The following is a 25,275-nucleotide window of genomic DNA, read 5'->3' as shown; positions in this document are numbered from 1 at the left end:
CATAGACAACAACTGAAATAGTTCCTTACTTTTCTATGTTTTTCGTCTTATTTCAATTAATTTCTCGTTCGCCAATTCAACGGCAATTGCATCATCTAAATAGCCAATTGGAAAGAGATAATCAGGGATAATATCTGTCGATAAAATGAAATAAAGTAATGCGCCACCAAGAACTGCACGTTCTTCTTTTGAAATGGTTTCAGTGCAAAATTGTTGATACATATCTGTTAATTGTTCAATGAAAGGACCAGCACTATCAATTTGTTCTAGTTTACTTTCGAAACTTTCATGAATACGTTTTTCGCCTTCTGTTGTTTGGGCATAGCGCTCGTAATTTTCAAGTTCTTGTTTTACGCGAGTTGTTGTGTAATCGAAATCGAATAAGTTAGAGGATTGTAAAGTTTGCTGAATTGTATCAAGAGATGTGTACATATCCGTCTTTTCTTTATTTATGTGAGGAGAATCAGGATACATCTCATCAAATAACAATTGAGGTGGGATTTGAAGACATTCTGCAAATTTTTGTAGATGTTTTTGTTTTGGGTGTTGTTTGCCATTCATAATTCTTGAGATTGTTGCAGGATCAATATTTGTCAGTGTTCCTAGTTGGCGCATAGATAGAGCACGCTCCTTTAACAGTTTCTTTATTAATTTACCGAGCCGCTCATTTGGATTTTCATTGGGCATAATGTAGGCACTCCTTTTCTATTGTCTATCGTTGAAAAAATGTTGAGCATTTATTACAAGTATATGAAACAGACAGGCACAGTTGCTCAACATTTTCATAATATGCATTGAAAAGTGAGAAAAGGGGTGACTGTACGATGAGTACGGCAGGTTTATTTTCAATTTTTTTAATCGGAATCGCGTCTAATTTAGATAATGCTGGTGTAGGGATTGCTTACGGTATCCGCAAGGTTCAAATTTCATGGTTTAATAATTTTATCATTGCTTTTTTTGGATTTTTATTTACTTTATTAGCTGGATTTTTTGGGAATTGGATTGCATTATTTATTTCAGATTTCACCGCAAAACTTATTGGAGCAATTGTATTAGGGATAATTGGGTTGTTTATTTTATGTCAGCCTTTCTTAGGTAAAAAGGAAAAAAAGCAAGATGAAGATGCCGGTATACTTATAGGGATTTTACGTGATCCAGAAAAAGCGGATTTTGATGGCTCTAAAACAATTAGTTTTTCTGAAGCTATTGTATTAGGAGTTGCATTATCTATTAACAATATTGCCGGTGGGTTTGATGCAGGAGTAACAAATTTAAACCTTTGGCTTACAGCGATTATCTCTGGGGCTTTTAGTTTCATTTGTATTAGTGGTTTTGCGTATGTTGGTAAAAGATTTTTAGCTGAATACTTAGGGAAATGGGCGACTATTCTTGCGGGTGTTTTATTAATACTCATTGGGATAGATCAATTGTTGTAAGAAGAATAGAGAACAATGTTCGAGTATTTCCTTGGAAATACACTAAGAACATGCATATATCGACGTACTTTTCTTCATACTAATACGGATTTCTTGTAAAGAAAGGGGGGATCCGTATGGGACGCGGGAAAGCGTTTGATCATAAGAAAAAAGGGCATGATCATCAACCACCTAAAGGTGCTCATATTCATAAAGATGTAAATGAACATACGTTAGAAGAGGAAGAATTACCTGTTAATATTGAAACGTATAAAAATAGTTTGAAAAAACATTAAAAGCACCTATATAGGTGCTTTTTAGCGTATATCTTCAATTAATTGTTCTGATTCCTCGTGCATACTGTACTCACTTAAAACTTGAATACAAAGCCATTTCAGTTCTTCAATACTATGCTCAAGTTCTTCGGGAAGTACATGGTAAATGTCTTCAAGTCCCATTCCGAAATGAATGAGTTCTAGTACTTGGTCATCAATATTCCGATCCATTAATAATTCTAGAACTTCTAAATTAAATATGTATCGATGTGCTTCATCGAGTGAAACAACTTTTAGCTTTAAACTTTCTACAATACTAAGTATGAAAAGAAGAATTGTTTTTTCGAGGACAGGCTGCTTTTCCATTTGAAATATAAGTTTCATTTTTACACCTCCACCATATAGCGCTAGGTTGTACTATATTATTCGGGAGGGGGGAGCAAATATGCATAATAAAGAGAACTTTCATTACTGTTTTTTTGAATTGTGTTGATGCCTAGTAGAACGGATTTTTTTGTGAAATAAAAAATCCTGCCAATATAGCAGGATAACTTCTAAATTAAAACATACTCCAACCTTCTTGGGCAGAAAGTAATTCAAGAATTTTAAAACCACCGATACTATTTCCGTTTGTATCTAAAGCCGGTCCGAAAATACCAATTCCCATTTCGCCTTTTACGCAGCCGAAAATGCCGCCTGCTACACCACTTTTTGCAGGGATTCCAACACGAATTGCAAATTCACCAGATTCATTATACATCCCGCAAGTAACCATAAATGTTTTACAAATTTTCGTAATATGTTTAGGGATGATCTGTTTCTTTTTATATGGATCATATCCATCCATTGCAAAAATTAAGCCAATACGTGCTAAATCGATACAGTTTACTTCAACTGCACATTGACGAGTGTATAAATCCATAAGTTCTTCAATATCACAATCGATAATTCCGTTTTGTTTCATATAGTAACAAAGTGAACGGTTTAAGTAAGCAGTCTCTAATTCTGAATTGGCAACTGTAGAAGAATAATTAATAGTAGGATTATCTGTTATTTCACGTACAAAATGAAGAATATGCTCCATTTTTTCTTCGTTATCTTTTCCTGCTAACATGCTTGTAATAGCTAGTGCTCCTGCATTAATCATTGGATTAAGAGGTTTGGAAGGACTTGTCGTTTCTAACTTAATAATAGAATTGAAAGGGTCACCGGTTGGTTCCATTCCAACTTTAGAAAATACATATTCTTCACCACGATCTAAAAGAGCAAGAGCAAGTGTGATTACTTTAGAAATACTTTGAAGAGTAAATAGTGTTTGTGAGTTACCAGCATGGACATATTCTTTCTCTTTATGGAAAATGGCAATACCTAAATCATCTGGATTTGCATTGCCTAGTTCGGGGATATAAGTAGCAAGCTTTCCTTTTTTCGTATATGGTGTTACTTGTTCTAACAACTGTTGTAAGTTGTTTGTTTTAATGCACTGCATAGTACCAACGCTCCTATTTCGAATTAACTAAGTTTACTTTTCCCGATATGCTCGGAAATAAATAATAACATGAAAAAGTGGAATGATAAAACGAAAGTTATCTGTGCTATAATTAGTTTTTTTGCCTGTATATTTTGTATTCAATAAGGAGAATTTCCCTTTTATATAACAGTTTGGAAATAGAAAACTTATCCATAAAAAGTTCGGAAATAAAAACTACACATCTATACAACTATATGTTATTATGGTTATGTAATAGAAAGCGTTTTCTAAAGCGTACTTATAATGATAACGATTTCATAAATTTGATAGGGGGAATTAAAATGTTGCAGTTTTTACAACGTATTGGTAAAGCGTTAATGCTTCCAATCGCAGTACTACCAGCAGCAGGATTATTGCTTCGTTTAGGGCAACCAGATGTATTTGATATTCCTGTTATGGCACAGGCCGGCGCAGCGGTTTTTGATAATTTAGCACTTATTTTTGCAATTGGTATTGCAATAGGTCTTTCAGTTGATGGTAGTGGTGCCGCAGGTCTTGCAGGTGCAATTGGTTATCTGGTTATGAAAAACAGTATTGATGCACTTAGTAAGGGATATTCTACTGCAGAATTACAAGATAAATTAGGTAAAGTCCAAGATTTAATAGGCAATAGCGCGAATGTAGATCCATCTAAGCTTGCAGATACAATGACACAAGTATCTAAGGCAGCCGAATTATCGACTAAAGTGGATATGAAAGTTTTAGGTGGTATTATTGTCGGTGTTATAGCAGGGTTCCTTTATAATAAATTCCATAAAATTAAACTTCCAGAATGGTTAGGTTTCTTTGCTGGAAAACGTTTCGTTCCGATTGTTACATCGGTTGTGATGCTAATATTAGGAATTCTATTCGCACAAATTTGGCCAGCAATTCAAAATGGCATCGATGCATTAGCTCATGGAATTGTTAATTTAGGTGCAGTTGGTTCAGGTCTATTTGGTTTATTAAACCGTCTATTAATCCCAATTGGTTTACACCATGTAATGAACACATACTTCTGGTTCGTATTTGGTGACTTTACAAATGCAGCAGGTAATGTTGTAAATGGTGATATCGCTCGCTTCCTTGCAGGGGATAAAACAGCAGGTATGTTTATGACTGGTTTCTTCCCAGTTATGATGTTCGGTTTACCAGCAGCATGTTTCGCAATGATTGCAGCTGCTAAACCAGAAAAACGTAAAATGGTTACAGGGATGTTAGGTGGTCTAGCATTAACTTCATTCTTAACTGGTATTACAGAACCTATTGAATTCTCATTCATGTTCTTATCACCATTATTATATGGTATTCATGCCGTGTTAACAGGTATTTCTTTATTCGTAACAACATCACTTGGCATTCACGATGGTTTCACATTTAGTGCCGGTGCAATTGATTACTTCTTAAACTTTGGTATTGCAACAAAACCAGTGTTACTAGCTGGAATCGGTTTAATTTACGCAGCAATTTACTTTGTAGTATTCTACTTCTTAATTAAGAAGTTCGACTTAAAAACTCCTGGTCGTGAAGATGACGATGAGTTAGTTGAAGATGGAGACGCACCAGTTGCAGGTTCAATTGGTGAAACTTATGTAGCTGCTTTAGGTGGAAAAGACAATTTAACAGTTATTGATAACTGTGCAACGCGTCTACGCTTACAAGTGAAAGATGCAGGTTTAGTAAATGAGCCGGCATTAAAACGAGCAGGTGCAAAAGGCGTTATGAAATTAAGTAACACAAGTGTACAAGTTATCGTAGGTACAAATGTTGAATCTGTTGCCGATGATATGAAAAAACACGTATAAATAGTTAGATAAGAGGATATCCAAAAAGATTGATAACACCAGTCTTTTACAGGATATCCTCTTTTATTATATTGAAATTTTAAAGGGAATCTTACTTTTGTAAATTTTCTTTTTCTTTTTTATACATATAGGTTGGTAATATGTTCAGCGCGTGATAAAGTAGGGATGACATAGAATGGAGTGTCTATAATCTACTGAAATGATTTGGAAAAATTTTTGTGTAGATGAATTAAATTATCGGTAAATAAGGGGAAAAGGGTAATCATGGATCAGGAAAAAAATACTGTTAATGGGAAAGTACGTCGTCCGATTGTATACATAAAAAGAACAATCATTCTCGTCCTACTACTTTCACTTGTATATTTCATGTATACAAAAATTGTTGCGCATAATAAAAAAGAGGAAACTTTAAAAGCAGCAGCAGAAATGAAGAAGCAAGAAGAGATAAAAAAGAAAGAAGAAATGAAAAGGCAAGAAGCTGAAAAACAAAGAAAACAAAAAGAACAGGAAGAACAGATAAAACAGGCGCAAGTTATAGAGAAACCTGCTGAAGGACCGCCTCAAGAAATTAATGAAAACGCTCAATTGGATCAATATTTACAAAACGCAGGATTTAGTGGAACAGCTGTTATTGTGAAGAACGGAAAAGTTCTTTTGAATAAAGGATACGGTATGGCGAACAAAGAGAAGCAAGTACCGAATAATTCAGAAACAACCTTTTATATTGGCTCTATTTCAAAGGCATTTGTAGCGACCGCTATTATGCAATTGAAAGATCAAAATAAATTACAAGTAGAGGATACGGTAGCAAAGTATATTCCGGATTTTCCTCAAGGTAATGGTATTCAGCTAAAACATTTATTAACACATACATCAGGAATTCCTGAATATGAGCAGGGAAAAGATGATATTTCTCATGAGGAATTGATAAAGCGAATAGGAAACCAAAAGCGTATTGCAGGCCCAGGAGAGAAATGGAAGTATTCAGATTCGAACTACTCTATACTTGCCTACATTGCCGAGAAGGTAAGTGGACAACCATTAGAAGAATATATTAAACAACATATTTTTGCGACTGCTGGCATGAAGCAGTCTGGTTTTGGTAAAGCGTTAGAACAAACAAGGTTCCCATCAACAGGTTATAAAATAGTGAATAACAACATGACAACACCTAACATTCCGAGCATGTCACAACTATATGGTTGCGGTGATATATATACAAGCGCGCATGATTTATATTTATTTAATGAAGCGCTATTCTCTGGAAAATTAATTTCAAAAGAGAGTTATGATCAAATGTTTACAGCCGTGAAAAAGGATTACGGATTTGGCTGGTATGTAGATCCAGGCAGTTATTCAAATCACGGTGTAATGCCAGGTTGGAATTGCTTAAATGGATTTAGTAAAAATGGAAGTGTGTATGTCGTTTTATTATCAAACATTCAAAATAACATTAAATCGTTTGGTAAAGTGAATAACGATATTTATACGATGTTACGAAATATAGAAGTGTAAAAGACTGTTCTTTTGGATAGTCTTTTTTGTATTGAGGAAATATATGTGCGGTGCGATAATGAAATAAATGGAAAAGGGGGAGGGTTATGAGTATACATAAGCATCATGCACGCAATGCGAAACGAACTTTGTGTATAGCTATCATTGTATGGATTATCGTTGTAATTGGATTAGTTATGGAATATAAAAAAGGAACAATATTCACTTCAGATAAAGAAATCCTGAAATTAATAGGTATTTTGCTACCAGCGTTTGGATTACTAATATATAGTTTTATAGAAAAACGAAGAGCGAAAGTGCTTAAGCAGGATAATTGGAATATAGAGACTTCTAAATTATTTGAGCAACAAAAATTCGTTGTTCGTGGAGAGGTAGGAATATTTAAAGTAATAACGTACTTTGGATTAGATGGACGTGCAGTAGGTGTTTTAAAAGAAGAGTATAATTCTGTTATTCAAAGTATATGGAAAGTGCTACTCTCTTTTCTTTTTAAAGGGCTACATGAGCAACAATTTTATTTATATAATCAATCGGGAGAAAAACTGTTGCGTGTTCAAAAGAAGACAGGAGTGCGTAACTTCTATATATTTTATAGTATAAATGGAAAGAAAATTGGAGAATTGAAACAAGTACTAAGTTTAACAAAATGGGAATGGATATTTTTAGAGATGAATGGTAAGGAAATTGGTAAAGTGACTGGGGACTTTTCAGCAACAATGCAGAAAATAGACTGGCAAGATGGAACGCATATTGATGTGAAAGAAGATGGTATTCCGTTAGAAGCTGCAAAATATTTTTCGGCAAGTGGTGGATCCCTTGTTACAGCTTCTATATCCAAACAAGCAGAATTATCAAGAGCGGTATATTACGGCGTAGCTCCCATTGTGACAATTAAAAATTAAAGATTAGCAAAGAGATAGATGGGACACCATCTATCTTTTTTATGCTCTGAAAAAATTATTTCTTTTAGAAAATGTATGCCTTACCTATCACAAAAAAAGCCTGCTTTGTATAAATTAAGATGTATGGATGTAAAATTTTATACTTTAAAAATAATAGGAGGAGAAGTGTATGTGTCTGTTCAGAAAATATTGGCATAAATTATCCCGACTGTTTAATAGACAATTAGGTTATTTTTTAGATGACAAGTTACTGCCTGCTGTGGAACGACTTTTATTTTCACAAAACTTCGCGAAGTTTATTCAAAGAAATTCTAAGCAAGCTACGGAAGAATTTATAGAATCAAGTGAGTTTCAAACTATTATTTGTAACATTTTAAAAGAATGTAATACATCACCTTTTAAAGAAATTGCAAAGCAGTATTTAGGTGAAAACGTGGAAATTACTGTGACAGTTGGGCAGTTAACAGGTGTTATTGTAGCAGTTGGTGACGATTTCTTAACGCTGCAAGAAGGAATAGGAACAGAAGTTTTATTACCATTTACAAGTATTATATCAATTAAAGAAGCGTAAGAAAGGAGACTTATATATGTTATTTACTGATGAATTGCGTAACCATGTTGGTGAACTAGTGCAAGTTGTGACAGCTGTTGAAATTGTTGCGGGCATTCTTTTATCTGTGACGGACGGGGCAGTAAGTGTTCGTACTTCTCCTTCTTATGGACCACCGGAAGATGTACTTGTACGTACTCCTATTATTGCTTATGTTCGCTTGGAAGGGTAAAAGTGATACAAATATGAGAGTATCAGTTGTTATTCCAGCGCACAATGAAGCAAGTACTTTATCACAAGTTTTAGTAGAAGTGGAAAAGCTCGAGCCTTATGAAATTATTGTAGTAGATAATGGATCGACAGATGGAACGAAGGAAGTCGCATTACAACATCATTGCCGTGTAATTTATTATAAACATTCTCTTGGCAATGATGTAGGAAGGGCAATTGGAGCTAGAGAAGCCAAAGGTGAAATTGTATTGTTTTTAGATGGTGATATCGTCATTGATAGTAAAGAACTACAACGTTTCGTGAAAGGAATTCAGCAGGGGCATCAAATTGTTGTTAATAATTTAACATGGTCTGTTTATTTAAAGATGAGACCACATTATACGACAGTTGGAAAATTCATGTTGAATCGTTATTTGAATAAAAAAGAGCTTGTTGTTGGTTCTTTAATCGCAATTCCACATGCGATGAGCCGGGAAGTTATCGAGAGACTTGGATGGTGGAATTTAGCAGATCCCGCATTATTTCAAGCGATGGCGATGTCTAGAGGAGTAGATATTGTTGATATGGCTTCGGTCGATGTAATTCACACGAATAAGGTTCGTCCTGTGCATACTGGTACATCACCTGGTTCTCCTTATCCGAAAGCGACTAGTCGTATTATGGGTGATCATTTACGTGCTTTGCAATACGTAATCGAAACATATGGTAAACGCGGCGGTTTTTCGGAGGGAAACAGGGATAGAGAGTTTATAGGGAAGTATAAACCAGTTTTATTACAAGGAGAAAAAGCGAAATACAGTGCGATTATACCAGTATCAGAAGAAAAAATGACTATAATATCTGTCATACAGGAAGTGAAAAAAGCAGGTGTAGATGAAATTATAGTTGTTGCGAATGGAGCAGATGCCGAGACAATTAAACAAGCGAAACTAGAGAATGTTATTGTTCTTGAATTTTCAAAAGCGCTTGGGCACAATGTGGCACGGGCAATAGGAGCTATGCATGCTACAGCTGATATTTGTTTATTTTTAGATGGTGATTTTGTGATTGGTGCGAAAAAACTAATTCCATTTTTGCATGCTATTGAAGACGGAAATGATGTGGCGTTAAATGATTTGCAATGTTTGTTAGATATGTTTCACCCCGCAGATCCAATTAGTATGGGGAAATATTTCGTGAATTTGGTAGCAAAACGACCAGACTTATGGAATAACTCATTAACGGCAGTACCACATGCTATGCATAAAAAAGTAATAGAGAAGATTGGATACGAGGCCCTCGTTATTCCACCATTAGCTCAAATGAAAGCTATTTTAGCTGATTTTTCTGTAAGAGCAATAGACTTTGTGGATGTTATAAAACCGAACCGTATACGTCCAGAACAACACGGGTTTGTAAACGGACGAATTCCTGCATTTGATCGTATTTTTGGAGATCAGCTTGAGGCGATTGCTTATTTATTACAACATACGAATGGGCGTGGGAGTTTTACAGACGGAGAACGGGATAGAGATATAATACTACAATTGAGAAGGGAAGAAGAGAATATAGATGAATGCTAGTAGTAAAGTAACCATTATTGGATTAGGATATGTTGGCCTTCCTTTAGCGGTCCTTTTTGCAGAAAGAGGACATGCTGTACTTGGATTAGATAAGGATACTAGAAAAATAGAATCAATTATAAAAGGAGAAAGTTATATTCCTGATGTGTCTTCTAAAGTATTACAAGGCTTAATAAACGAAAGAAAATTAATAGTGAATACACCAGATAAAGGTGTTGCGGATTTTAAGCATAGCGATTATGTCATTGTGACCGTGCCGACCCCAATTAATGAGCAGAAAGAACCAGATTTAAGTGCCCTCATTTCAGCCTCCCATTATATACAACAAAACCTTCAAAAAGGACAAACCTTCATTTTTGAAAGCTCCACATATCCAGGTACGCTTGAGGAAGTTATCATTCCAATTATTTCTCAAACAGGTAAAAAGGTAGGAGAAGATTATTATATTGGATATTCTCCAGAGCGAATTGATCCAGCAAATAGTCAATATTCAGTTCAATCGATTCCAAAAGTTATTAGTGGACAAACCGAGCGGTGTAAACAAAAAGTACAGGATTTGTATAGCACTATATTTGATGTTGTTGTTCCAGTTAGCTCTCCGAAAGTAGCAGAGATGTGCAAGTTGTTTGAAAATATTCAGCGTTTAGTTAATATTTCATTAGTAAATGAGTTAAATATACTTTGTGAAAGTTTGAATATTAATTTTTATGAGGTACTTGAAGCAGCATCTACAAAACCGTTTGGATTTACTCCGTATTGGCCAGGACCAGGAATAGGAGGACACTGTATTCCGGTAGACCCTTTATATTTTCAGTGGAGAATAAGAAAGGCTGGAGCAATTAGTCAATTAATTGAAGCGGCACATGTAATTAATGAAGAAATGCCAGAGAAAATAGTCGGGAAAGTAAAAGGAATGGTGCAATCACCTGCAACGGTTTTAATTGTAGGGATTGCATATAAGAAGGATGTAAATGATTTGAGAGAATCACCAGCGTTGCCAATTATTCAATTATTAATAAAAGAAGGATACGAGATAGAATATCATGATCCATATATTTCTTCTGCGGAAATTGGAGATAAGGTGTATCAATCTGTTCCTTTGGATGAACAAACAGTTAAAGAGGCGGATTGTATTTTAATTTTAACTGATCACTCTAATATTGATTGGAAGCTTTTTAAAAGAATTGAGCGATTAATAGATACACGTGGAATCGTAAAGAAGGTGAGTGTATGAGTAAAAAATGTTTAATTACAGGTGGAGCAGGATTTATTGGATCGCATCTAGCTGAAGAATTGGTGAAAAGAGGTTATGCAGTCACGATTGTGGATAACTTCTATAAAGGGAAAAATAAATATCATAATGAGTTAATGAAAGAGATTCCAGTTATTTCAATCAGTGTTTTAGATAAAAAGACAATAGATGAATTAGTAAATCAACATGATGTAGTATTCCATTTGGCGGCAATTTTAGGTGTTAAAACGACAATGGAAAAGAGTGTAGAGCTCATTGAAACGAACTTTGATGGAACGAGAAACATTTTGCAAGCAGCGTTAAAAGGGAAGAAGAAAGTAGTATTTGCATCTACTTCTGAAGTATATGGAAAGGGAGAGCCACCATTCTCTGAAGAAGGAGATCGTTTATACGGTGCAACTTCCAAAATACGTTGGAGTTATGCAATTTGTAAAACGTTAGAGGAAACATTATGTTTAGGATACGCATTAGAAGGTTTACCTGTAACGATTGTTCGTTATTTTAATATTTATGGTCCAAGAGCGAAAGATGGTCCGTACGCAGGAGTAATTCCACGATTTATTCGTGCGGCTTTGCAAGGTGACGATATTCTCGTGTATGGAGATGGAAGGCAGACACGTTGCTTTACGTATGTAAGTGATGCGGTCGAGGCAACAATTCGTGCAATGGATGAGAAGGTAAATGGTGAAATTATTAATATAGGTTCTGAGAATGAAAAAAATATAAGGGTAGTAGCGGAAGATATAAAAAAATTAACGAAGTCTATTTCCAAAATTGTGCACGTTCCATTTGAGGAAGTATATCCACATGGATTTGAAGAGATTCCAAATAGAAGACCAGACGTAACGAAATTAAGAGAACTTCTTCAGTTTCAAGCGAAAGTAACGTGGGAACAAGGATTGAAAGAAACTATTAAATGGTTTCGTGAAGAAAACAATGGTTAAGTCGTTATCAGTTATTATTCCCGTATGTAATGAAGTGGATACGATTTCAGACGTGGTTCAATCGGTAAAACCATTAAATCCAGTAGAGATTATTGTAGTAGCAAATGGTTGTAATGATGGTACAGAAGTAATTGCTGAGAGCTTAGGATGTACAGTAATCCAATATAAAGAGTCACTTGGTAACGACGTTGGACGCGCGGTTGGTGCAAAACATGCGATAGGTGATGTATTACTGTTTGTAGATGGTGATTTTGCTATTCAAACTTCAAAATTACAATTGTTCCTTAATCCGATTTTGCATGATCAGGCGGACATCGCTTTAAATAATTTGGACGCATTATTTTTAAAGAAACAAAAACCACATTCTATTACAGTGTGGCGCCAAATATTAAATGCAATGTTAGAACGCGAAGAATTGAAAATTGATTCTTTATTATCTGTACCTCATGCGTTGACGAAAGAAGTCATTCAAAGTATTGGATACGAATGTTTTGTTAATCCTATTGTGGCTCATTTACGTCTAGCACAAAGTAAATGGAGAATTAGTCGCCATTGTGCAATTGACATTATTACGCCGAATAAATTTCGGCCGACCGAGCATGCTGCATATGGCACGGATCTTTCTCAATCTGAAAAACGAATGATAGGTGATCATATAGAAGCTGTAGCAGAGCGGATAGTAGGCAGCGATGAGCGGGGAGGATATTATGATGGAAATAGGAAAAGAGAGTGTGTCTGTCATACTTTAAATTTTGAAGATTTTTATCAAGGATGGGGCGTTACATCTAAGTTGTATAAAGGAGAGCAATTATCGGTTGTAATTCCTGTACAAGATGAAGAGAAAACAATTGGAAACGTTATAGAAGAGCTTCGCAAAATTGAACCTTTTGAAATCATCGTTGTTGTAAATGGTTCGTCCGATAAAACGGCAACAATTGCAAAAGACAAGGGAGTAACAACAATTGTGTATAAAGAAGCACTTGGAAACGATGTGGGGCGTTCGCTTGGAACTTATTTTGCCAAAGGAGAAATTGTTTTATTTATAGACGGTGATTTTGTTATTCCAGCTAGTGAGCTATATCCCTTTGCAAAAGCTATTGCAGATGGAACGGATGTCGCATTAAATGATTTAAATCATTATTTAGATTTGAGAGTACCACTTCATCTTGTAACAGCATTTAAATATGCACTAAATTTAGCTTGTGATAGAAAAGATTTAGGAGTAGGCTCTCTTATTGCTGTACCTAATGCGTTTAGCCGGACGTGTTTGAAATCAATTGGGTATAGATCTTTACTGTCACCTTGCGTAGCGCAAGTGAAAGCTATTCTTTCAGGATTCGAAATTGCATGTGTAAGTCGTGTTGAGGTCGATAAGATGAACCGTATTCGGCCCAGTGAACATTTTGCAAAAATAGGTCATCCTCCAGCTGTCCTTCGAATTATTGGTGATCATATAGAAGGATTAGAGCAATTAATTGCATTAAAGGGTAGTCGTGGTGGATTCTATGATGGAAATAGAAAAAGGGATGTTTTAGAGTAGTAACAAAAAAAGTGTACAACGTATGTACACTTTTTTGCTCTGCTATAAAAACTATAACAGATTAGGAGATAAGAGTATTACAGCTCTACAATGGGTATCGTTCTTATATTACAAAATAGGACTCGTATATAAGAATACCAAAAAAATACAATTAAAGAAAGGGTTAATTATAAAGACTTTTAAACGAAGTTAACACTACGAGCATAGTAGTTTGTTCAACATTTCACAAACATGTCACAACTATTTCGTCCACTTTCGAAAAAAAGTAGTATTCTAAGTGTGTAAGCTGTTATATAAAAAAACGTAGTCCTGTACTAATCAAAAATGGAGGAGATTAGGATGACTCAAGTATTAGAAAATGTAAAAAACGCGTGGGAAAACTTTAAAGGTGAAAAATGGAAAGCAGAGATTGATGTTCGCGATTTCATTTTAAATAATGTAAACGTTTACGAGGGAGAAGACTCTTTCTTAGCGGAAGCAACTGAAGCAACGAAAAAACTTTGGGATCAAGTAATGGATTTAACAACAAAGGAACGTGAAAACGGTGGCGTTCTTGATATGGATACAAAAATTGTTTCTTCTATTACATCACATGAACCAGGATATTTAAATAAAGATATTGAAAAAGTGGTCGGTTTCCAAACTGATAAACCATTTAAACGTTCTTTACAACCATATGGTGGTATTCGTATGGCGGAACAAGCTTGTGAAGCGTATGGATATGAAATGGATAAAGAACTTAGCAGTATTTTCAGAGACTGGCGTAAAACTCATAATCAAGGTGTATTTGATGCATACACGCCAGAAATGAAAGCGGCTCGTAAATCAGGTGTTATTACTGGCCTTCCAGATGCATATGGACGTGGACGTATTATCGGTGACTATCGCCGCGTAGCGCTATACGGTATAGATCATTTAATTGAAGCGAAAAAGGTTGATTATAATTTAACTGGCGGTGTAATGAGCGAAGATACAATGCGTTTACGCGAAGAATTATCTGAGCAAATGCGTTCGCTTCAAGAGTTAAAACAGATGGCTGCTTCTCATGGATTCGATATTTCTAAGCCAGCTACAAATGCACAAGAGGCTTTCCAATGGTTATACTTTGCTTATCTCGCAGCAATTAAAGAACAAAACGGGGCAGCAATGAGCCTTGGACGTACCTCTACATTCTTAGATGTTTACATTGAAAGAGATTTAGCAAATGGTACTTTAACAGAAGAAGAAGCACAAGAAATTGTTGACCATTTCATTATGAAATTACGTCTTGTGAAATTTGCAAGAACGCCTGATTACAATGAACTATTCTCTGGAGATCCAACTTGGGTAACTGAATCTATTGGTGGTATGGCGTTAGACGGTCGTCCGTTAGTAACAAAAAACTCATTCCGTTTCTTGCATACATTAGATAATTTAGGACCAGCACCAGAACCAAACTTAACAGTTCTTTGGTCTAAACAATTACCAGAGAACTTTAAAAACTACTGTGCAAAAATGTCTATTAAAACATCAGCAATACAGTACGAAAATGATGACATTATGCGTCCTGACTACGGTGATGACTACGGCATTGCTTGTTGTGTATCAGCAATGAGAATCGGTAAACAAATGCAGTTCTTCGGAGCACGTGCAAACTTAGCGAAAGCATTACTATATGCAGTTAACGGTGGTAAAGATGAAAAGTCAAAAGCACAAGTTGGTCCTGAATACGCACCAATTACTGCTGAAGTATTAGATTATGAAGAAGTTATGCGTAAATTCGATATGACAATGGAATGGTTAGCGGGTCTATATTTAAATACATTAAATGTAATTCACTATATGCACGATAAATATAGCTATGAACGTATTGAAATGGCACTTCATGATACAAATGTTCTTCGTACAATGGCAACAGGTATCGCTGGATTATCTGTAGTAGCTGACTCTTTAAGTGCAATTAAATATGCAAAAGTAAAACCAATTCGTGATGAAAATGGTATTGCAGTTGATTTCGAAATCGAGGGAGATTTCCCTAAATACGGTAACAATGATGATCGCGTAGATGAAATCGCAGTAAATCTTGTGAAAACATTTATGAACAAACTTCGCAAACATAAAACATACCGTAATTCTGTTCATACAATGTCAATCTTAACAATCACATCTAACGTTGTATACGGTAAGAAAACTGGTAACACTCCAGATGGACGTCGTACTGGAGAACCATTTGCACCGGGCGCAAACCCAATGCATGGCCGTGATACAAAAGGTGCATTAGCGTCATTATTATCTGTAGCTAAATTACCATATGAAGATGCACAAGATGGTATTTCAAATACATTCTCTATTATTCCAAAAGCACTTGGTAAAGAAGATGATGTACAAGTACGCAACTTAGTATCTATGCTTGATGGATATGCAATAAAAGAAGGACACCACTTAAATATTAACGTATTTAACCGTGAAACATTAATGGATGCAATGGAGCACCCTGAAAAATATCCACAATTAACAATTCGTGTATCTGGTTACGCTGTTAACTTTATTAAATTAACTCGTGAACAACAAATTGATGTAATTAACCGTACAATGCATGAAAGCATGTAAGTGAAAAAAGTGTCCCTCCGCTTTTAATATATGGCGGAGGGAGGCTGTTTCAATAAAGGAGGAAGTAACATGGTAAAAGGAAGAATACATTCTGTAGAGTCTTGTGGTACTGTTGATGGCCCAGGAATTCGTTATGTCATATTTACACAAGGGTGTTTATTACGTTGTCAATATTGTCATAATGCTGATACGTGGGAAATCGGTAAAGGTAAAGAAATAACAGTTGAAGAAGTGATGCAGGATGTGACATGTTACCTTCCATTTATTGAAGCTTCTGGAGGCGGTATAACAGTTAGCGGTGGAGAACCACTATTACAGCTAGACTTCTTAATTGAGTTGTTTAAAAAGTGCAAAGAAGCTGGTATCCATACAACAATCGATTCTTCTGGCGGTTGTTATTCTGAAGAACCAGAATTCCAAAATAAGCTAGATATTTTAATGGAGTATACAGATTTAGTTTTATTGGATTTGAAGCATATTGATTCAAAGAAACATCGTAAATTAACAGGGAAACCAAATGAACACATTTTACAGTTTGCTCGTTATTTATCGGATAGAAAGAAAACAATTTGGGTAAGACATGTATTGGTTCCCGGTGTTACCGATGGTGAAGAGGATCTGCAAAAATTATCAAACTTTATTCAAAGTCTATCTAATGTTAAGAAAGTGGAAGTGTTGCCATATCATAAACTCGGTGTTTATAAATGGGAGGCACTTGGACATAAGTATCCACTTGCAGATGTGAATCCACCGGCAGAAGAAAACGTTGAGCATGTGAAACATATTTTAAAAGCAGTCTAATCCAAATATTGGATTAGACTTTTTGTTTCTTTATAATAAAATCTAGAGTATATATTTAGAAAAGAGTATACTGAAGAGATAATATCCATATTTTTGTAAAGGATAGGCGGAGAAATTTACATAATCGTAAAGGGAAATCAAAATAGTAAAAAGAATTAAGAAGTAAAAGAGTGAGTATCATGAAATATAGAACATTTGTAAGTTATTGCGAAAGCTCTTATAGGAAAGTATAATGTAAAGATATGAGCACAGATAGGATTAAGGGGTCAATCTTATATGCTTTGCATATCCACGACAGGTACATAGCTAACAGGGGAATATTGGAATCCAAGTATGTAATGTTTAAGGAAAATGTTTTTCCTATTGTCGTATATGCAATATGGAGAAACAAAAAGCTAGGAGTGGATTTGTTTGATAAAAAACCCCAAGGTTTTAATATTAACTGCACATTACGGTAACGGTCATGTGCAAGTAGCGAAAACATTAGAACAAACCTTTCGTCAAAAAGGAATCAAAGATGTAATTGTATGCGACTTGTTTGGAGAATCACATCCAGTTATAACCGATATTACAAAATATTTATATTTAAAAAGCTATACGGTAGGAAAAGAATTATATCGTTTGTTTTATTATGGTGTAGAGAAAATTTATGATAAAAAAATAGCATCTTGGTATGCGAATTTTGGGAGAAAGCGTTTGAAGACGCTATTACAGGTGGAGAAACCGGATATTGTTATTAATACCTTTCCAATCATCGCTGTACCAGAATTGAAAAAGCAAATAGGTATTTCTATTCCTGTTTATAACGTATTAACGGATTTTTGCGTGCATAAAATATGGATCCATCGAGAAGTAGATCGTTATTTTGTAGCAACCGATCATGTGAAAAAAGTGATGGTTGATATCGGTGTACCTGCAGAGCAAATTGTTGAAACAGGGATTCCGATTCGTAGCAGTTTTGAGCTAAAGATAAATCCAGCAATTATATATAATAAATATCAGTTATGTAAGGATAAAAAGATGTTACTAATTGTAGCAGGTGCTCATGGTGTGCTGGGGAGTGTAAAAGAGCTATGCCAGTCATTTATGTCAGTACCAAACTTACAAGTAGTTGTCGTTTGTGGGAAAAACGAAGCTTTAAAGCAGGATTTAATGGAACTACAGGAACAAAGTTCTGATGCTTTAAAAGTATTTGGTTATGTTGAAAACATTGATGAGTTGTTCCGTGTTACTTCTTGTATGATTACGAAGCCAGGTGGTATTACATTAAGCGAAGCAGCAGCATTACAAGTACCTGTCATTTTATATAAACCTGTCCCAGGACAAGAAAATGAAAATGCGTTGTATTTTGAAAAAAAAGGGGCTGCAGTTGTAATTCGTGATGATAGTGAAGTTTTTGCAAAAACAGAGGCGTTATTACAAGATGATATGAAGCTTCTTCAAATGAAAGAAGCAATGAAAAGTATTTATCGTCCTGAGCCAGCTGGTCATATTGTGGATACAATTTTGGCAGAAAATCATGCAGAGCCGAATCATATACCTATCAAATCACCAGCTCTTGCCGAATCTTTTACTTAATATGAAACCCCTCTTTTAAGCATTTAAAGAGGGTTTTTTTATTGTTGTAAAAAAAAACGTGAATTATTAACTTATCCACAAAGGATTGCGCTTCAATTAGACAGTAAAGTCGGAATATTAACAACTATATCCACACAATCCACAATTTTTAGAAAATTATCCACAATTCTCACGTTACGAATTCATGTTAATAAATGAATTCGTAAAATACTTTTGGAATTTATGCACAATTTTACGATTTTTGTGGATAAAGTTGTCCACAAAAAAGGTTCCTTATTTATAAGGAACCTTTTTTGCCAATCCATTGGAAAATCTTATGTAATGAAACTGAATAATTAGGGGGGAAACCTTCTAATTATTCAGTTTCACTTTAAATGCTTTTTGAGCGATAGCCCGCTGCACGATCTGCTTTTCGAAATTCTCGTTGATAGAGAACTTCTTGTGTACTAGATAATGTATTTTTTGCTTTATCACGTTTCTTTTTATCCATTACAAATCACCTCGTGTCCTAAAGTCACTATCTATCGTTTCCAAAGACATGGGGTGATATACATATATGTCAAACTATCACTAGTTAATTATCATTTCTGAATTTTTAGATTACGCTTCTTTTAATTGGTGTGCTTCTTGGAATGTTGTATCTCGCATTGTTGCAAGTGTATATTGATCTTTTGGAATTTCATATAAATTATATACTTCTTCATGCGCGTTAATTTCATCATAAACGGCTTTTCTTGTTTCATTTGCTAGATTTACATATTCTAGTTTTTCGGCAGCTTTAATAGACCGGATATTTATTTTACGAATACGCATAAAGATCGTTTCAATATCTAATTCGTAGAAAAGTTCGCTAAAAAATGAATCTTTCGCTAATTTATTATATCCTTTACCATGATAGGGTTTGCCAAGCCAGGTTCCGAGGAATCCGGCTTTTTCTTGCACATCAAATAAAGTAATTGTACCGATAGGGTTACCCCATTCATCTAAAATTGTGCGTGAGATTAATTCTCCACGCTCTTCGGCTTCAATTGTTTGTTTCGTTAAAAATAAATATTCTTCATAAGAATAAGCCTTTTGACGCACAAAAGGGAAGACAGCTGGATCCACCATTAACTCGTATAGAACGTGGCTGTCGTGTAAGTCGCGTTTTTTCAACACACTAACTCCTCCTCACACGAGGGTAGCATGACGAAAAAACACCCACCCTCGAAATTTTTATATCGATCTTTAAAAAATTTCGGGGTGGGAATCGAACCCACTAGAACCAGTCTATAACGCTGGTGGCGCACCATTTGCCTTCCCCATTCATCAATTTGAAAATGATACTCACGACACAAATTGATTATGGTTTCATTCAGTTTATAATCGTATAATACTTTATCTAGTCAAAAAAATAAACTAGTTTTTTTTATTTTTTTTGTAAATTATTTTTCCGTCAATCATGGTGAGTACAGGCTTGGCTAAATAATGGAAAGGATGGTGAGTCCATAACACGAGATCAGCATCTTTTCCAACTTCAATGCTTCCAATTCTATCTTCTAAACGTAAATTACGAGCTGGAAAAATGGTTATTCCTTCCAAGGCTGTTTTTTCATCTAATCCTTCTCGAACAGCGATAGCGGCACAAACATTTAAATATTGAATCGGTGTATAAGGGTGATCTGTTGTAATAGAAACTTCTATGCCACTTTTCGATAATATATGATAAGTATCCCATGTTTTGTTTTTAAGCTCGATTTTCGAACGTCGTGTAAGAGTCGGACCAACTGAAATCTTTAAATTATGTTTCGAAAGTTCCTCAACAATAAAGTGTCCTTCTGTACAATGTTCAATACGTAAATCAAGATTGAATTCTGTCGCAAAGCGTAAAGCTGAAGTGATATCATCTGCACGGTGAGCGTGGATACGTACCGGTATTTCTCGGCGGAGTGCTTTTAAAATAGGGAGCATTCGAAAATCAGCTTCATGCCCGTAGTGTTGTGCGTCATAGAATGATTCACGAAGTAACCCCATAATTCCCATACGTGTTATTGATTCTTTTGTGCCGTTGCTATGGACTTTTTTAGGGTTTTCTCCAAAGGCAATTTTTAACCCAGCAGGTTCCTGAATAATCATATGATCAATACAAGTTCCAGCAGTTTTTATTACACAAGTAGTACCGCCGATAATATTTTGACTTCCGGGCATAACGTGAACGGTCGTAACTCCATTTTGTACAGCGTCTTGAAATGCAATATCAAAAGGATGGATCCCGTCTAAAGAACGGATATGTGGTGTTGAAACTTCAGATGTTTCATTTGCATCATTACCAGCCCAACCAGTGCCTTCATCATAGAGACCAAGGTGAGTATGGACATCAATAAATCCAGGTAAAAGATGAAGGGCTCGTGCATCTATAACGGTCATATCTTGAGTAGGCTGAATAAAAGGTTTGACCTCGGTGATTCGTTCTCCTGTAACGAGTACATCTCCTTGAAATTTTGGAGAGGTAATAGGATATACAATGGCTTGTTTGAGCAATGTTTTCATAGTTACCTCATTTCTGGTACTTTGTAATATTTAGTGTAAGTTAAGACAAAGTAACTGAAAGGTTGTTCGTGTAGTAATGCTCCGGAGTTTAGAAAGTGAGAAGTTTTGAAGGAGATAAACTACCCGTAAAACTATTTTAGAAGTACTACATTGTATGCAAGAGTATATTTTGTAATGCATGGTTAACTGTAGGAAATGTGTATTGATATCCATGTTCAATCGCTTTATTGGGTAATACATGTTGCCCTTCTAATACAAGTATACTCATCTCACCGAGTAAAGCGCGAAGTACAAATGAAGGAACAGGTAACCAATGAGGTCGCCTAGTTATAGTGGCAATAATTTCACCGAACTCTTTCATCCGTATTGGCGTTGGCGCTGTAATATTAAAAGGTCCGTCAATTTCTTTTTTGTGAATGATGAAATCAATCATGCGAACGACATCGTCTATATGAATCCATGATAACCATTGGTTTCCAGATCCAATTGTACCCCCAATATATAATTGATAGGGAAGTAGCATTTTTGGAAGAGCTCCTCCGTCTGCACCTAATACGACTCCAAATCTTGAGTAGATTGTTCTTATTCCAAGAGAACGTGCTTTAGATGCTTCTTGCTCCCATAAAAATACTGTTTCTGCTAAAAAGTCATTTCCGGGAGTTTCTTGTTGCTCGGTAAAAGACTCTGTTTCAGATGGTCCATAGTATCCAATAGCACTTGCGTTAATAAATGTGTGTGGTTTTGTTGCGAGTGCTTGTAATTGTTTAATGAGTCCTCTTGTTGTTTGAATCCTACTGTTTAAAATTGTTTCTTTTTGTTTCTTTGTCCACCTACTATTAATAGACTCTCCAGCTAGATTAATAACTACATCGATAGAGGAGAGGGGGAAGGTCTGTAAATCCGGTGTCCATTGTACGTATTGAAGGTTAGTGTGTGAAGTTTCAGCAGTTTTTTTTCGAGTAAGAATGTAAACAGTATATCCCTTTTGAATAAAAAAACTAGAAAGGTAGTTGCCTATAAAGCCAGATCCACCAGAAATTGCGATTTTCATAATCATTTCCTCCTCATTATATATATTCTTGAAAAGTAAAAACGTGCCTTGACTATGTTAAAATAATAGAGAGGTGAGAGTATGACTGTCATTACAAAAATAGAAGTGCAAAAACGATCGAAAGAACGATTTAATATTTATATTGATAAAGGTCAAGGTCAAGGTGAAGAGTACGGATTTAGTGTGAATCAAGTAATCTTAATGAAACATGGATTACAAAAAGGCCTAGAAATTGATGAAGTAGCGTTAGGGAATATTTTGTACAATGAAGAGGTGCAAAAAGCATATTTACAAGCAATCTCCTATCTATCCTATCAAATGAGAACGAAACAAGAAATAGAAGATTTTTTACGAAAAAAAGAAGTGGGACAGGCCATCATCTCTGAAGTCATTTCGAAATTATTACATGACCGATATATTAATGATAAAGAGTACGCTATTTCATACGTGCGAACGCAAAGTAATGTGAATCAAAAAGGCCCAACTGTTATTAGAAGAGGGCTGTTAAGTAAGGGTGTTCAGGATTTAATCATTACACATAGTTTACAAGAGTATCCAAAGGAGAAGCAAATTGAGAATGCTTTGTTTCTTATAGAGAAGAAGAAAAAATCTTATCAAAAGCATTCATTTTTACAAATGAAGCTAAAGTTAGATGAAATGCTTGTTCGTAAAGGATATTCTAGAGATGTGATTCAAATTTGTTTGGAAGAATTGAAAGACGAAAAAGATGACGAACAGCAACAAGAGGCGTTACACTATCATGGGAATAAATATTATGAGAAATATAAGAAGTATGATGGTTGGACATTCGAAAATAAGGTGAAGCAAGCGTTATATCGAAAAGGATTCTCTATTGATGAGATAGAGACTTTTTTACAAATGAAACGTGAAGAGGGATGAGGAAATAAGATGGGTATGCCAAAACGCTACAGTGAAATGACGCCACATGAGCTAAGGGAAGAAATTGGGATTCTGAAGGAGCAAGCAGTAAAGGCTGAGCAACTTGGAATTGTAAATGAATTCGATGTATTAATGAGAAAAATGGCTATGGCTCGTGCTTATATGATAGATATAAATAAATTCCATATTGGTGAGACATATGAATTAGTAGAAGAACCTGGTGTGGTATTTAAAATTACGTATTTCAATGGGGTATTTGCTTGGGGATATAAGCAACATGATAATGAAGAGATTGGAATACCAATTTCCTTGCTACAAGAAAAATGAAAACCAGAGAGCGAATCTCTCTGGTTTTCATCTTTGGTAGGCGTTAAAGGAGATAGGAGATTCTAAAATTGGCGTTTTTTACATTCGTTTGCCAGTATAATGAGAGACTGGGTTTGTTGCGTCTGTCCGTTAACTTGCGCCTTCGCATGTTTTGGACGAGTCCACGTATGGTTAAATAATTCAGAACGACTATCTAAATGGTCACGGTAGCTCATCTTTATCACCTCGTGTAGGAATTTAATTTGTACTACTCTTCCTGCTGATTTGCAGCACGCATACGTTCTTGTGGGTGCGTGTTAATTGTGCCGTTAGGTCGTTTCGAAGCGAAGCGTGATTTCGCTTTCGGTTGACCGTCGATTTTGCTGTTGTTTTTTGACTCAGACCAAAATTCGGCTTGTCTACCCATTAAGAACGCCCCCTCATTATCAGTTGATACCTCTTTAAGAAGTATCAATTATAGAATGTGCAAAATTGAAGAAACTATTCTTTAGAAATGAAGGGAATAAAGTGCAACTTTAACCAGTTTTTTTCATCCACCACCGGTTATTAGCTCGCACCAATCGGGATAAATAGATAAAAGGAGAATAGAACATGAATGATATTTATGAAATATTAACGAAAGAATTATTAGATAAGAATGATCACCTTTCTTACGCACAAGCTCGTGCATGGGTCGAATTACTGTGGGAAGACTTCCAAACAACTTATGCTAAATCAGGTCGTTACCAAGGTGAGAAAATGGCTGAACAAGTGGTACGAACATGGATTAATAATCATGGAGGGCGCCTGCATGAAATGCGTACAAATAATCCGAAGTATAGCCATTTAATCAATCAAGAAGATCATTTGAAACATTAAAAAAAGCGACGTAGGTCGCTTTTTTTAATGTGGAAGCAATTCCAGTTTCTTTCGAAGTTTTTCTTCGCTGAAAATCCATCCTGTATATGAACTAATAATATTTAAATTTTGATCGAGCTGAACGATTGCGACGAATGGATAATAATCTTTACTTCGATACCGCAAATCAATAAATCGAACTTCATAATAGTTATCATAATCGAAAATATCCCAGCGATATACAGGCGAGAAAGATAAGAAAGCAGATATATTTTCATCTCGCACAGCAGCTTGCATAATGGCAGTATTCGGGAACGGTATACGATCAAATTTATCGTATACAAGGATGTTACCGCGGTGCCATCTTGCGACGTAGTAATGTTCAGTTGTAACGATTGCTAAATGATAATGATAAAATTTGTAAGAAGGAGAAATAATTACTTTCTCTACATTTTTGAAACGTTTATATACTACACTTTTAATATTTCGATGCATCATAATGCGGCCGATATAGTAAACAAACATTAATATATACGCTGCTAAAGCAGTATAGCCTTTATGTGCTCCGACAAGCATACAGGCGATAGCGAGTATATGGATAAAGAAAATGACAGTATCAAACGTATTAATTATGCCGAGCGCTACCCATTTTTTTGTGAAGGGCCTTAATGCCTGTGTACCATAGGCATTGAAAATATCCACAAAGACATGAAGAAAGACGGCAATAAATGACCAAAGTAGTAGATGCAGATAGGGAGCGTCTGAAAAGAAGGCGAAAGAGATGCCACTTATAAGGAGTGACCAAAGAATCACTGCAGGAATGGAATGAGTAATTCCGCGATGATTTCTTATATATTTAGCGTTATTACGCAATTTTAAAACTGTATCGATGTCAGGAATATTGGAACCGGCAATTGTTGCAAGCATCACCGCTTGTGGCCCGATATCACTTTGTGCTATAGCGGGATCTAATGTTGCCAAACTGCCTAGAGTAACGCCCATAACAAGGTGAGTGGCTGTGTCCATAGAAATCCACCTCCGTTTTTTATTAATGTAACTCTTTTTATTCGATACCTCAAGTCCTTTGCCTTCTATTTCCTATGTCATCTTACTTAAATTTTTTCCTAAAATCTTTATAATAGTACGTATATGCAAAAAAATG

27 protein-coding genes are annotated in these 25,275 nt (G+C 35.4%); 17 read left to right on the top strand and 10 right to left on the bottom strand.

Going from position 1 to position 25,275, the window contains the following annotated elements:
• Positions 1-33: 33 nt before the first annotated feature.
• Complete coding sequence (locus FT637_RS24885; RefSeq protein WP_193648568.1) at positions 34-687, bottom strand: helix-turn-helix domain-containing protein; 654 nt, start codon at positions 685-687, stop codon at positions 34-36.
• Between the two features lie 137 nt (positions 688-824).
• Here FT637_RS24885 and ytaF point away from each other — a divergent pair, with 137 nt between their 5' ends.
• Both ytaF and FT637_RS24875 read left to right on the top strand, forming a co-directional pair.
• Positions 825-1,436: a sporulation membrane protein YtaF gene (gene ytaF / locus FT637_RS24880; protein ID WP_264675745.1), complete on the top strand. Its 612-nt coding sequence runs from the start codon at positions 825-827 to the stop codon at positions 1,434-1,436.
• 116 nt (positions 1,437-1,552) lie between these two features.
• A complete protein-coding gene (locus tag FT637_RS24875) occupies positions 1,553-1,711 on the top strand; it encodes a hypothetical protein (RefSeq protein WP_080743487.1) in 159 nt (52 codons plus the stop codon).
• Between the two features lie 21 nt (positions 1,712-1,732).
• On the opposite strand, the gene FT637_RS24870 is transcribed toward FT637_RS24875, so the two are convergent.
• Entirely contained in the window at positions 1,733-2,074 is a 342-nt protein-coding gene (locus FT637_RS24870) for a DUF3969 family protein (RefSeq protein ID WP_193648566.1), read from the bottom strand.
• A 175-nt stretch (positions 2,075-2,249) separates the two neighbouring features.
• On the bottom strand, positions 2,250-3,179 hold the full coding sequence (gene glsA / locus FT637_RS24865) for a glutaminase A (protein ID WP_193648565.1): 930 nt from the start codon (positions 3,177-3,179) through the stop codon (positions 2,250-2,252).
• A gap of 323 nt (positions 3,180-3,502) precedes the next feature.
• On the opposite strand from glsA, the gene nagE reads away from it, so the two are divergent.
• The 12 genes from nagE to FT637_RS24805 all read left to right on the top strand — a co-directional run bounded on the left by nagE (position 3,503) and on the right by FT637_RS24805 (position 18,469).
• Positions 3,503-5,005: an N-acetylglucosamine-specific PTS transporter subunit IIBC gene (nagE, locus tag FT637_RS24860; protein ID WP_193648564.1), complete on the top strand. Its 1,503-nt coding sequence runs from the start codon at positions 3,503-3,505 to the stop codon at positions 5,003-5,005.
• Between the two features lie 264 nt (positions 5,006-5,269).
• Positions 5,270-6,520: a serine hydrolase domain-containing protein gene (locus FT637_RS24855; protein WP_193648563.1), complete on the top strand. Its 1,251-nt coding sequence runs from the start codon at positions 5,270-5,272 to the stop codon at positions 6,518-6,520.
• A gap of 86 nt (positions 6,521-6,606) precedes the next feature.
• Positions 6,607-7,422, top strand: a complete 816-nt coding sequence (locus FT637_RS24850; RefSeq protein ID WP_193648562.1) for a sugar ABC transporter ATP-binding protein — start codon at positions 6,607-6,609, stop codon at positions 7,420-7,422.
• 169 nt (positions 7,423-7,591) lie between these two features.
• Complete coding sequence (locus FT637_RS24845) at positions 7,592-7,993, top strand: DUF2642 domain-containing protein (protein ID WP_193648561.1); 402 nt, start codon at positions 7,592-7,594, stop codon at positions 7,991-7,993.
• A gap of 16 nt (positions 7,994-8,009) precedes the next feature.
• The gene (locus FT637_RS24840; protein ID WP_002063684.1) at positions 8,010-8,204 is read left to right on the top strand and encodes a hypothetical protein; all 195 of its coding nucleotides are present in this window, start codon (positions 8,010-8,012) and stop codon (positions 8,202-8,204) included.
• Entirely contained in the window at positions 8,155-9,765 is a 1,611-nt protein-coding gene (locus tag FT637_RS24835; protein WP_193648600.1) for a glycosyltransferase family 2 protein, read from the top strand. Before FT637_RS24840 ends, FT637_RS24835 begins: the two co-directional genes overlap by 50 nt.
• A complete protein-coding gene (locus FT637_RS24830; protein ID WP_193648560.1) occupies positions 9,755-10,999 on the top strand; it encodes a nucleotide sugar dehydrogenase in 1,245 nt (414 codons plus the stop codon). Before FT637_RS24835 ends, FT637_RS24830 begins: the two co-directional genes overlap by 11 nt.
• A complete protein-coding gene (locus FT637_RS24825; protein WP_193648559.1) occupies positions 10,996-11,961 on the top strand; it encodes an NAD-dependent epimerase/dehydratase family protein in 966 nt (321 codons plus the stop codon). Before FT637_RS24830 ends, FT637_RS24825 begins: the two co-directional genes overlap by 4 nt.
• The gene (locus FT637_RS24820) at positions 11,954-13,501 is read left to right on the top strand and encodes a glycosyltransferase family 2 protein (RefSeq protein WP_193648599.1); all 1,548 of its coding nucleotides are present in this window, start codon (positions 11,954-11,956) and stop codon (positions 13,499-13,501) included. Before FT637_RS24825 ends, FT637_RS24820 begins: the two co-directional genes overlap by 8 nt.
• Positions 13,502-13,840: 339 nt before the next feature.
• Positions 13,841-16,090, top strand: coding sequence for a formate C-acetyltransferase (pflB, locus tag FT637_RS24815; RefSeq protein ID WP_193648558.1), 2,250 nt, complete (start codon positions 13,841-13,843; stop codon positions 16,088-16,090).
• Between the two features lie 69 nt (positions 16,091-16,159).
• Positions 16,160-16,891: a pyruvate formate-lyase-activating protein gene (gene pflA / locus FT637_RS24810; RefSeq protein WP_193648557.1), complete on the top strand. Its 732-nt coding sequence runs from the start codon at positions 16,160-16,162 to the stop codon at positions 16,889-16,891.
• A gap of 411 nt (positions 16,892-17,302) precedes the next feature.
• Positions 17,303-18,469 (top strand): diglucosyl diacylglycerol synthase, encoded by a 1,167-nt coding sequence (locus FT637_RS24805; protein ID WP_002113823.1) that lies wholly within the window; start codon positions 17,303-17,305, stop codon positions 18,467-18,469.
• Positions 18,470-18,839: 370 nt separating this feature from the next.
• On the opposite strand, the gene FT637_RS24800 is transcribed toward FT637_RS24805, so the two are convergent.
• The 4 genes from FT637_RS24800 to FT637_RS24785 all read right to left on the bottom strand — a co-directional run bounded on the left by FT637_RS24800 (position 18,840) and on the right by FT637_RS24785 (position 22,049).
• The gene (locus tag FT637_RS24800; RefSeq protein WP_000358484.1) at positions 18,840-18,959 is read right to left on the bottom strand and encodes a YfhE family protein; all 120 of its coding nucleotides are present in this window, start codon (positions 18,957-18,959) and stop codon (positions 18,840-18,842) included.
• Positions 18,960-19,069: 110 nt separating this feature from the next.
• Positions 19,070-19,627: a GNAT family N-acetyltransferase gene (locus tag FT637_RS24795; RefSeq protein WP_193648556.1), complete on the bottom strand. Its 558-nt coding sequence runs from the start codon at positions 19,625-19,627 to the stop codon at positions 19,070-19,072.
• Positions 19,628-19,867: 240 nt separating this feature from the next.
• Positions 19,868-20,998, bottom strand: a complete 1,131-nt coding sequence (locus tag FT637_RS24790) for an amidohydrolase (protein WP_193648555.1) — start codon at positions 20,996-20,998, stop codon at positions 19,868-19,870.
• A 145-nt stretch (positions 20,999-21,143) separates the two neighbouring features.
• Positions 21,144-22,049 (bottom strand): TIGR01777 family oxidoreductase, encoded by a 906-nt coding sequence (locus FT637_RS24785; protein WP_193648554.1) that lies wholly within the window; start codon positions 22,047-22,049, stop codon positions 21,144-21,146.
• 81 nt (positions 22,050-22,130) lie between these two features.
• Between FT637_RS24785 and recX the strand changes: the two genes are divergently transcribed.
• Entirely contained in the window at positions 22,131-22,949 is an 819-nt protein-coding gene (gene recX / locus FT637_RS24780) for a recombination regulator RecX (RefSeq protein WP_193648553.1), read from the top strand.
• A gap of 9 nt (positions 22,950-22,958) precedes the next feature.
• The gene (locus FT637_RS24775) at positions 22,959-23,276 is read left to right on the top strand and encodes a YfhH family protein (RefSeq protein ID WP_105587381.1); all 318 of its coding nucleotides are present in this window, start codon (positions 22,959-22,961) and stop codon (positions 23,274-23,276) included.
• A 62-nt stretch (positions 23,277-23,338) separates the two neighbouring features.
• Here the strand turns inward: FT637_RS24775 and FT637_RS24770 are convergent, their stop codons facing one another.
• A complete protein-coding gene (locus FT637_RS24770; protein ID WP_002174744.1) occupies positions 23,339-23,491 on the bottom strand; it encodes a YpzG family protein in 153 nt (50 codons plus the stop codon).
• A gap of 32 nt (positions 23,492-23,523) precedes the next feature.
• Entirely contained in the window at positions 23,524-23,682 is a 159-nt protein-coding gene (locus tag FT637_RS24765; protein ID WP_002010326.1) for a small, acid-soluble spore protein K, read from the bottom strand.
• A 185-nt stretch (positions 23,683-23,867) separates the two neighbouring features.
• On the opposite strand from FT637_RS24765, the gene FT637_RS24760 reads away from it, so the two are divergent.
• Positions 23,868-24,134 (top strand): YfhJ family protein, encoded by a 267-nt coding sequence (locus tag FT637_RS24760; RefSeq protein WP_193648552.1) that lies wholly within the window; start codon positions 23,868-23,870, stop codon positions 24,132-24,134.
• Positions 24,135-24,158: 24 nt separating this feature from the next.
• Here FT637_RS24760 and FT637_RS24755 read toward each other — a convergent pair whose 3' ends face one another.
• Positions 24,159-25,139: a metal-dependent hydrolase gene (locus FT637_RS24755; protein ID WP_193648551.1), complete on the bottom strand. Its 981-nt coding sequence runs from the start codon at positions 25,137-25,139 to the stop codon at positions 24,159-24,161.
• Between the last annotated feature and the right edge of the window lie 136 nt (positions 25,140-25,275).

Origin of the sequence: Bacillus cereus, from assembly GCF_015071065.1 — a bacterium.
Classification (GTDB): Bacteria; Bacillota; Bacilli; order Bacillales; family Bacillaceae_G; genus Bacillus_A; species Bacillus_A cereus_BA.
The sequence above is the reverse complement of the archived record's forward strand: the minus strand, read 5'-3'. Positions and strand labels throughout refer to the sequence as shown.

Excerpts from the sequence above, each read along its gene's own strand:
- FT637_RS24845 (WP_193648561.1), top strand. The coding sequence starts at position 7,592 with ATGTGTCTGTTCAGAAAATATTGGCATAAATTATCCCGACTGTTTAAT.
- FT637_RS24755 (WP_193648551.1), bottom strand. The coding sequence starts at position 25,139 with ATGGACACAGCCACTCACCTTGTTATGGGCGTTACTCTAGGCAGTTTG.
- FT637_RS24775 (WP_105587381.1), top strand. The coding sequence starts at position 22,959 with ATGGGTATGCCAAAACGCTACAGTGAAATGACGCCACATGAGCTAAGG.
- FT637_RS24850 (WP_193648562.1), top strand. The coding sequence starts at position 6,607 with ATGAGTATACATAAGCATCATGCACGCAATGCGAAACGAACTTTGTGT.
- FT637_RS24820 (WP_193648599.1), top strand. The coding sequence starts at position 11,954 with ATGGTTAAGTCGTTATCAGTTATTATTCCCGTATGTAATGAAGTGGAT.
- FT637_RS24790 (WP_193648555.1), bottom strand. The coding sequence starts at position 20,998 with ATGAAAACATTGCTCAAACAAGCCATTGTATATCCTATTACCTCTCCA.
- FT637_RS24830 (WP_193648560.1), top strand. The coding sequence starts at position 9,755 with ATGAATGCTAGTAGTAAAGTAACCATTATTGGATTAGGATATGTTGGC.
- FT637_RS24760 (WP_193648552.1), top strand. The coding sequence starts at position 23,868 with ATGAATGATATTTATGAAATATTAACGAAAGAATTATTAGATAAGAAT.
- ytaF (WP_264675745.1), top strand. The coding sequence starts at position 825 with ATGAGTACGGCAGGTTTATTTTCAATTTTTTTAATCGGAATCGCGTCT.
- FT637_RS24870 (WP_193648566.1), bottom strand. The coding sequence starts at position 2,074 with ATGAAACTTATATTTCAAATGGAAAAGCAGCCTGTCCTCGAAAAAACA.
- glsA (WP_193648565.1), bottom strand. The coding sequence starts at position 3,179 with ATGCAGTGCATTAAAACAAACAACTTACAACAGTTGTTAGAACAAGTA.
- FT637_RS24765 (WP_002010326.1), bottom strand. The coding sequence starts at position 23,682 with ATGGGTAGACAAGCCGAATTTTGGTCTGAGTCAAAAAACAACAGCAAA.
- FT637_RS24770 (WP_002174744.1), bottom strand. The coding sequence starts at position 23,491 with ATGAGCTACCGTGACCATTTAGATAGTCGTTCTGAATTATTTAACCAT.
- pflA (WP_193648557.1), top strand. The coding sequence starts at position 16,160 with ATGGTAAAAGGAAGAATACATTCTGTAGAGTCTTGTGGTACTGTTGAT.
- FT637_RS24855 (WP_193648563.1), top strand. The coding sequence starts at position 5,270 with ATGGATCAGGAAAAAAATACTGTTAATGGGAAAGTACGTCGTCCGATT.
- FT637_RS24825 (WP_193648559.1), top strand. The coding sequence starts at position 10,996 with ATGAGTAAAAAATGTTTAATTACAGGTGGAGCAGGATTTATTGGATCG.
- FT637_RS24800 (WP_000358484.1), bottom strand. The coding sequence starts at position 18,959 with ATGGATAAAAAGAAACGTGATAAAGCAAAAAATACATTATCTAGTACA.
- FT637_RS24840 (WP_002063684.1), top strand. The coding sequence starts at position 8,010 with ATGTTATTTACTGATGAATTGCGTAACCATGTTGGTGAACTAGTGCAA.
- nagE (WP_193648564.1), top strand. The coding sequence starts at position 3,503 with ATGTTGCAGTTTTTACAACGTATTGGTAAAGCGTTAATGCTTCCAATC.
- FT637_RS24835 (WP_193648600.1), top strand. The coding sequence starts at position 8,155 with ATGTACTTGTACGTACTCCTATTATTGCTTATGTTCGCTTGGAAGGGT.
- pflB (WP_193648558.1), top strand. The coding sequence starts at position 13,841 with ATGACTCAAGTATTAGAAAATGTAAAAAACGCGTGGGAAAACTTTAAA.
- recX (WP_193648553.1), top strand. The coding sequence starts at position 22,131 with ATGACTGTCATTACAAAAATAGAAGTGCAAAAACGATCGAAAGAACGA.
- FT637_RS24785 (WP_193648554.1), bottom strand. The coding sequence starts at position 22,049 with ATGAAAATCGCAATTTCTGGTGGATCTGGCTTTATAGGCAACTACCTT.
- FT637_RS24885 (WP_193648568.1), bottom strand. The coding sequence starts at position 687 with ATGCCCAATGAAAATCCAAATGAGCGGCTCGGTAAATTAATAAAGAAA.
- FT637_RS24875 (WP_080743487.1), top strand. The coding sequence starts at position 1,553 with ATGGGACGCGGGAAAGCGTTTGATCATAAGAAAAAAGGGCATGATCAT.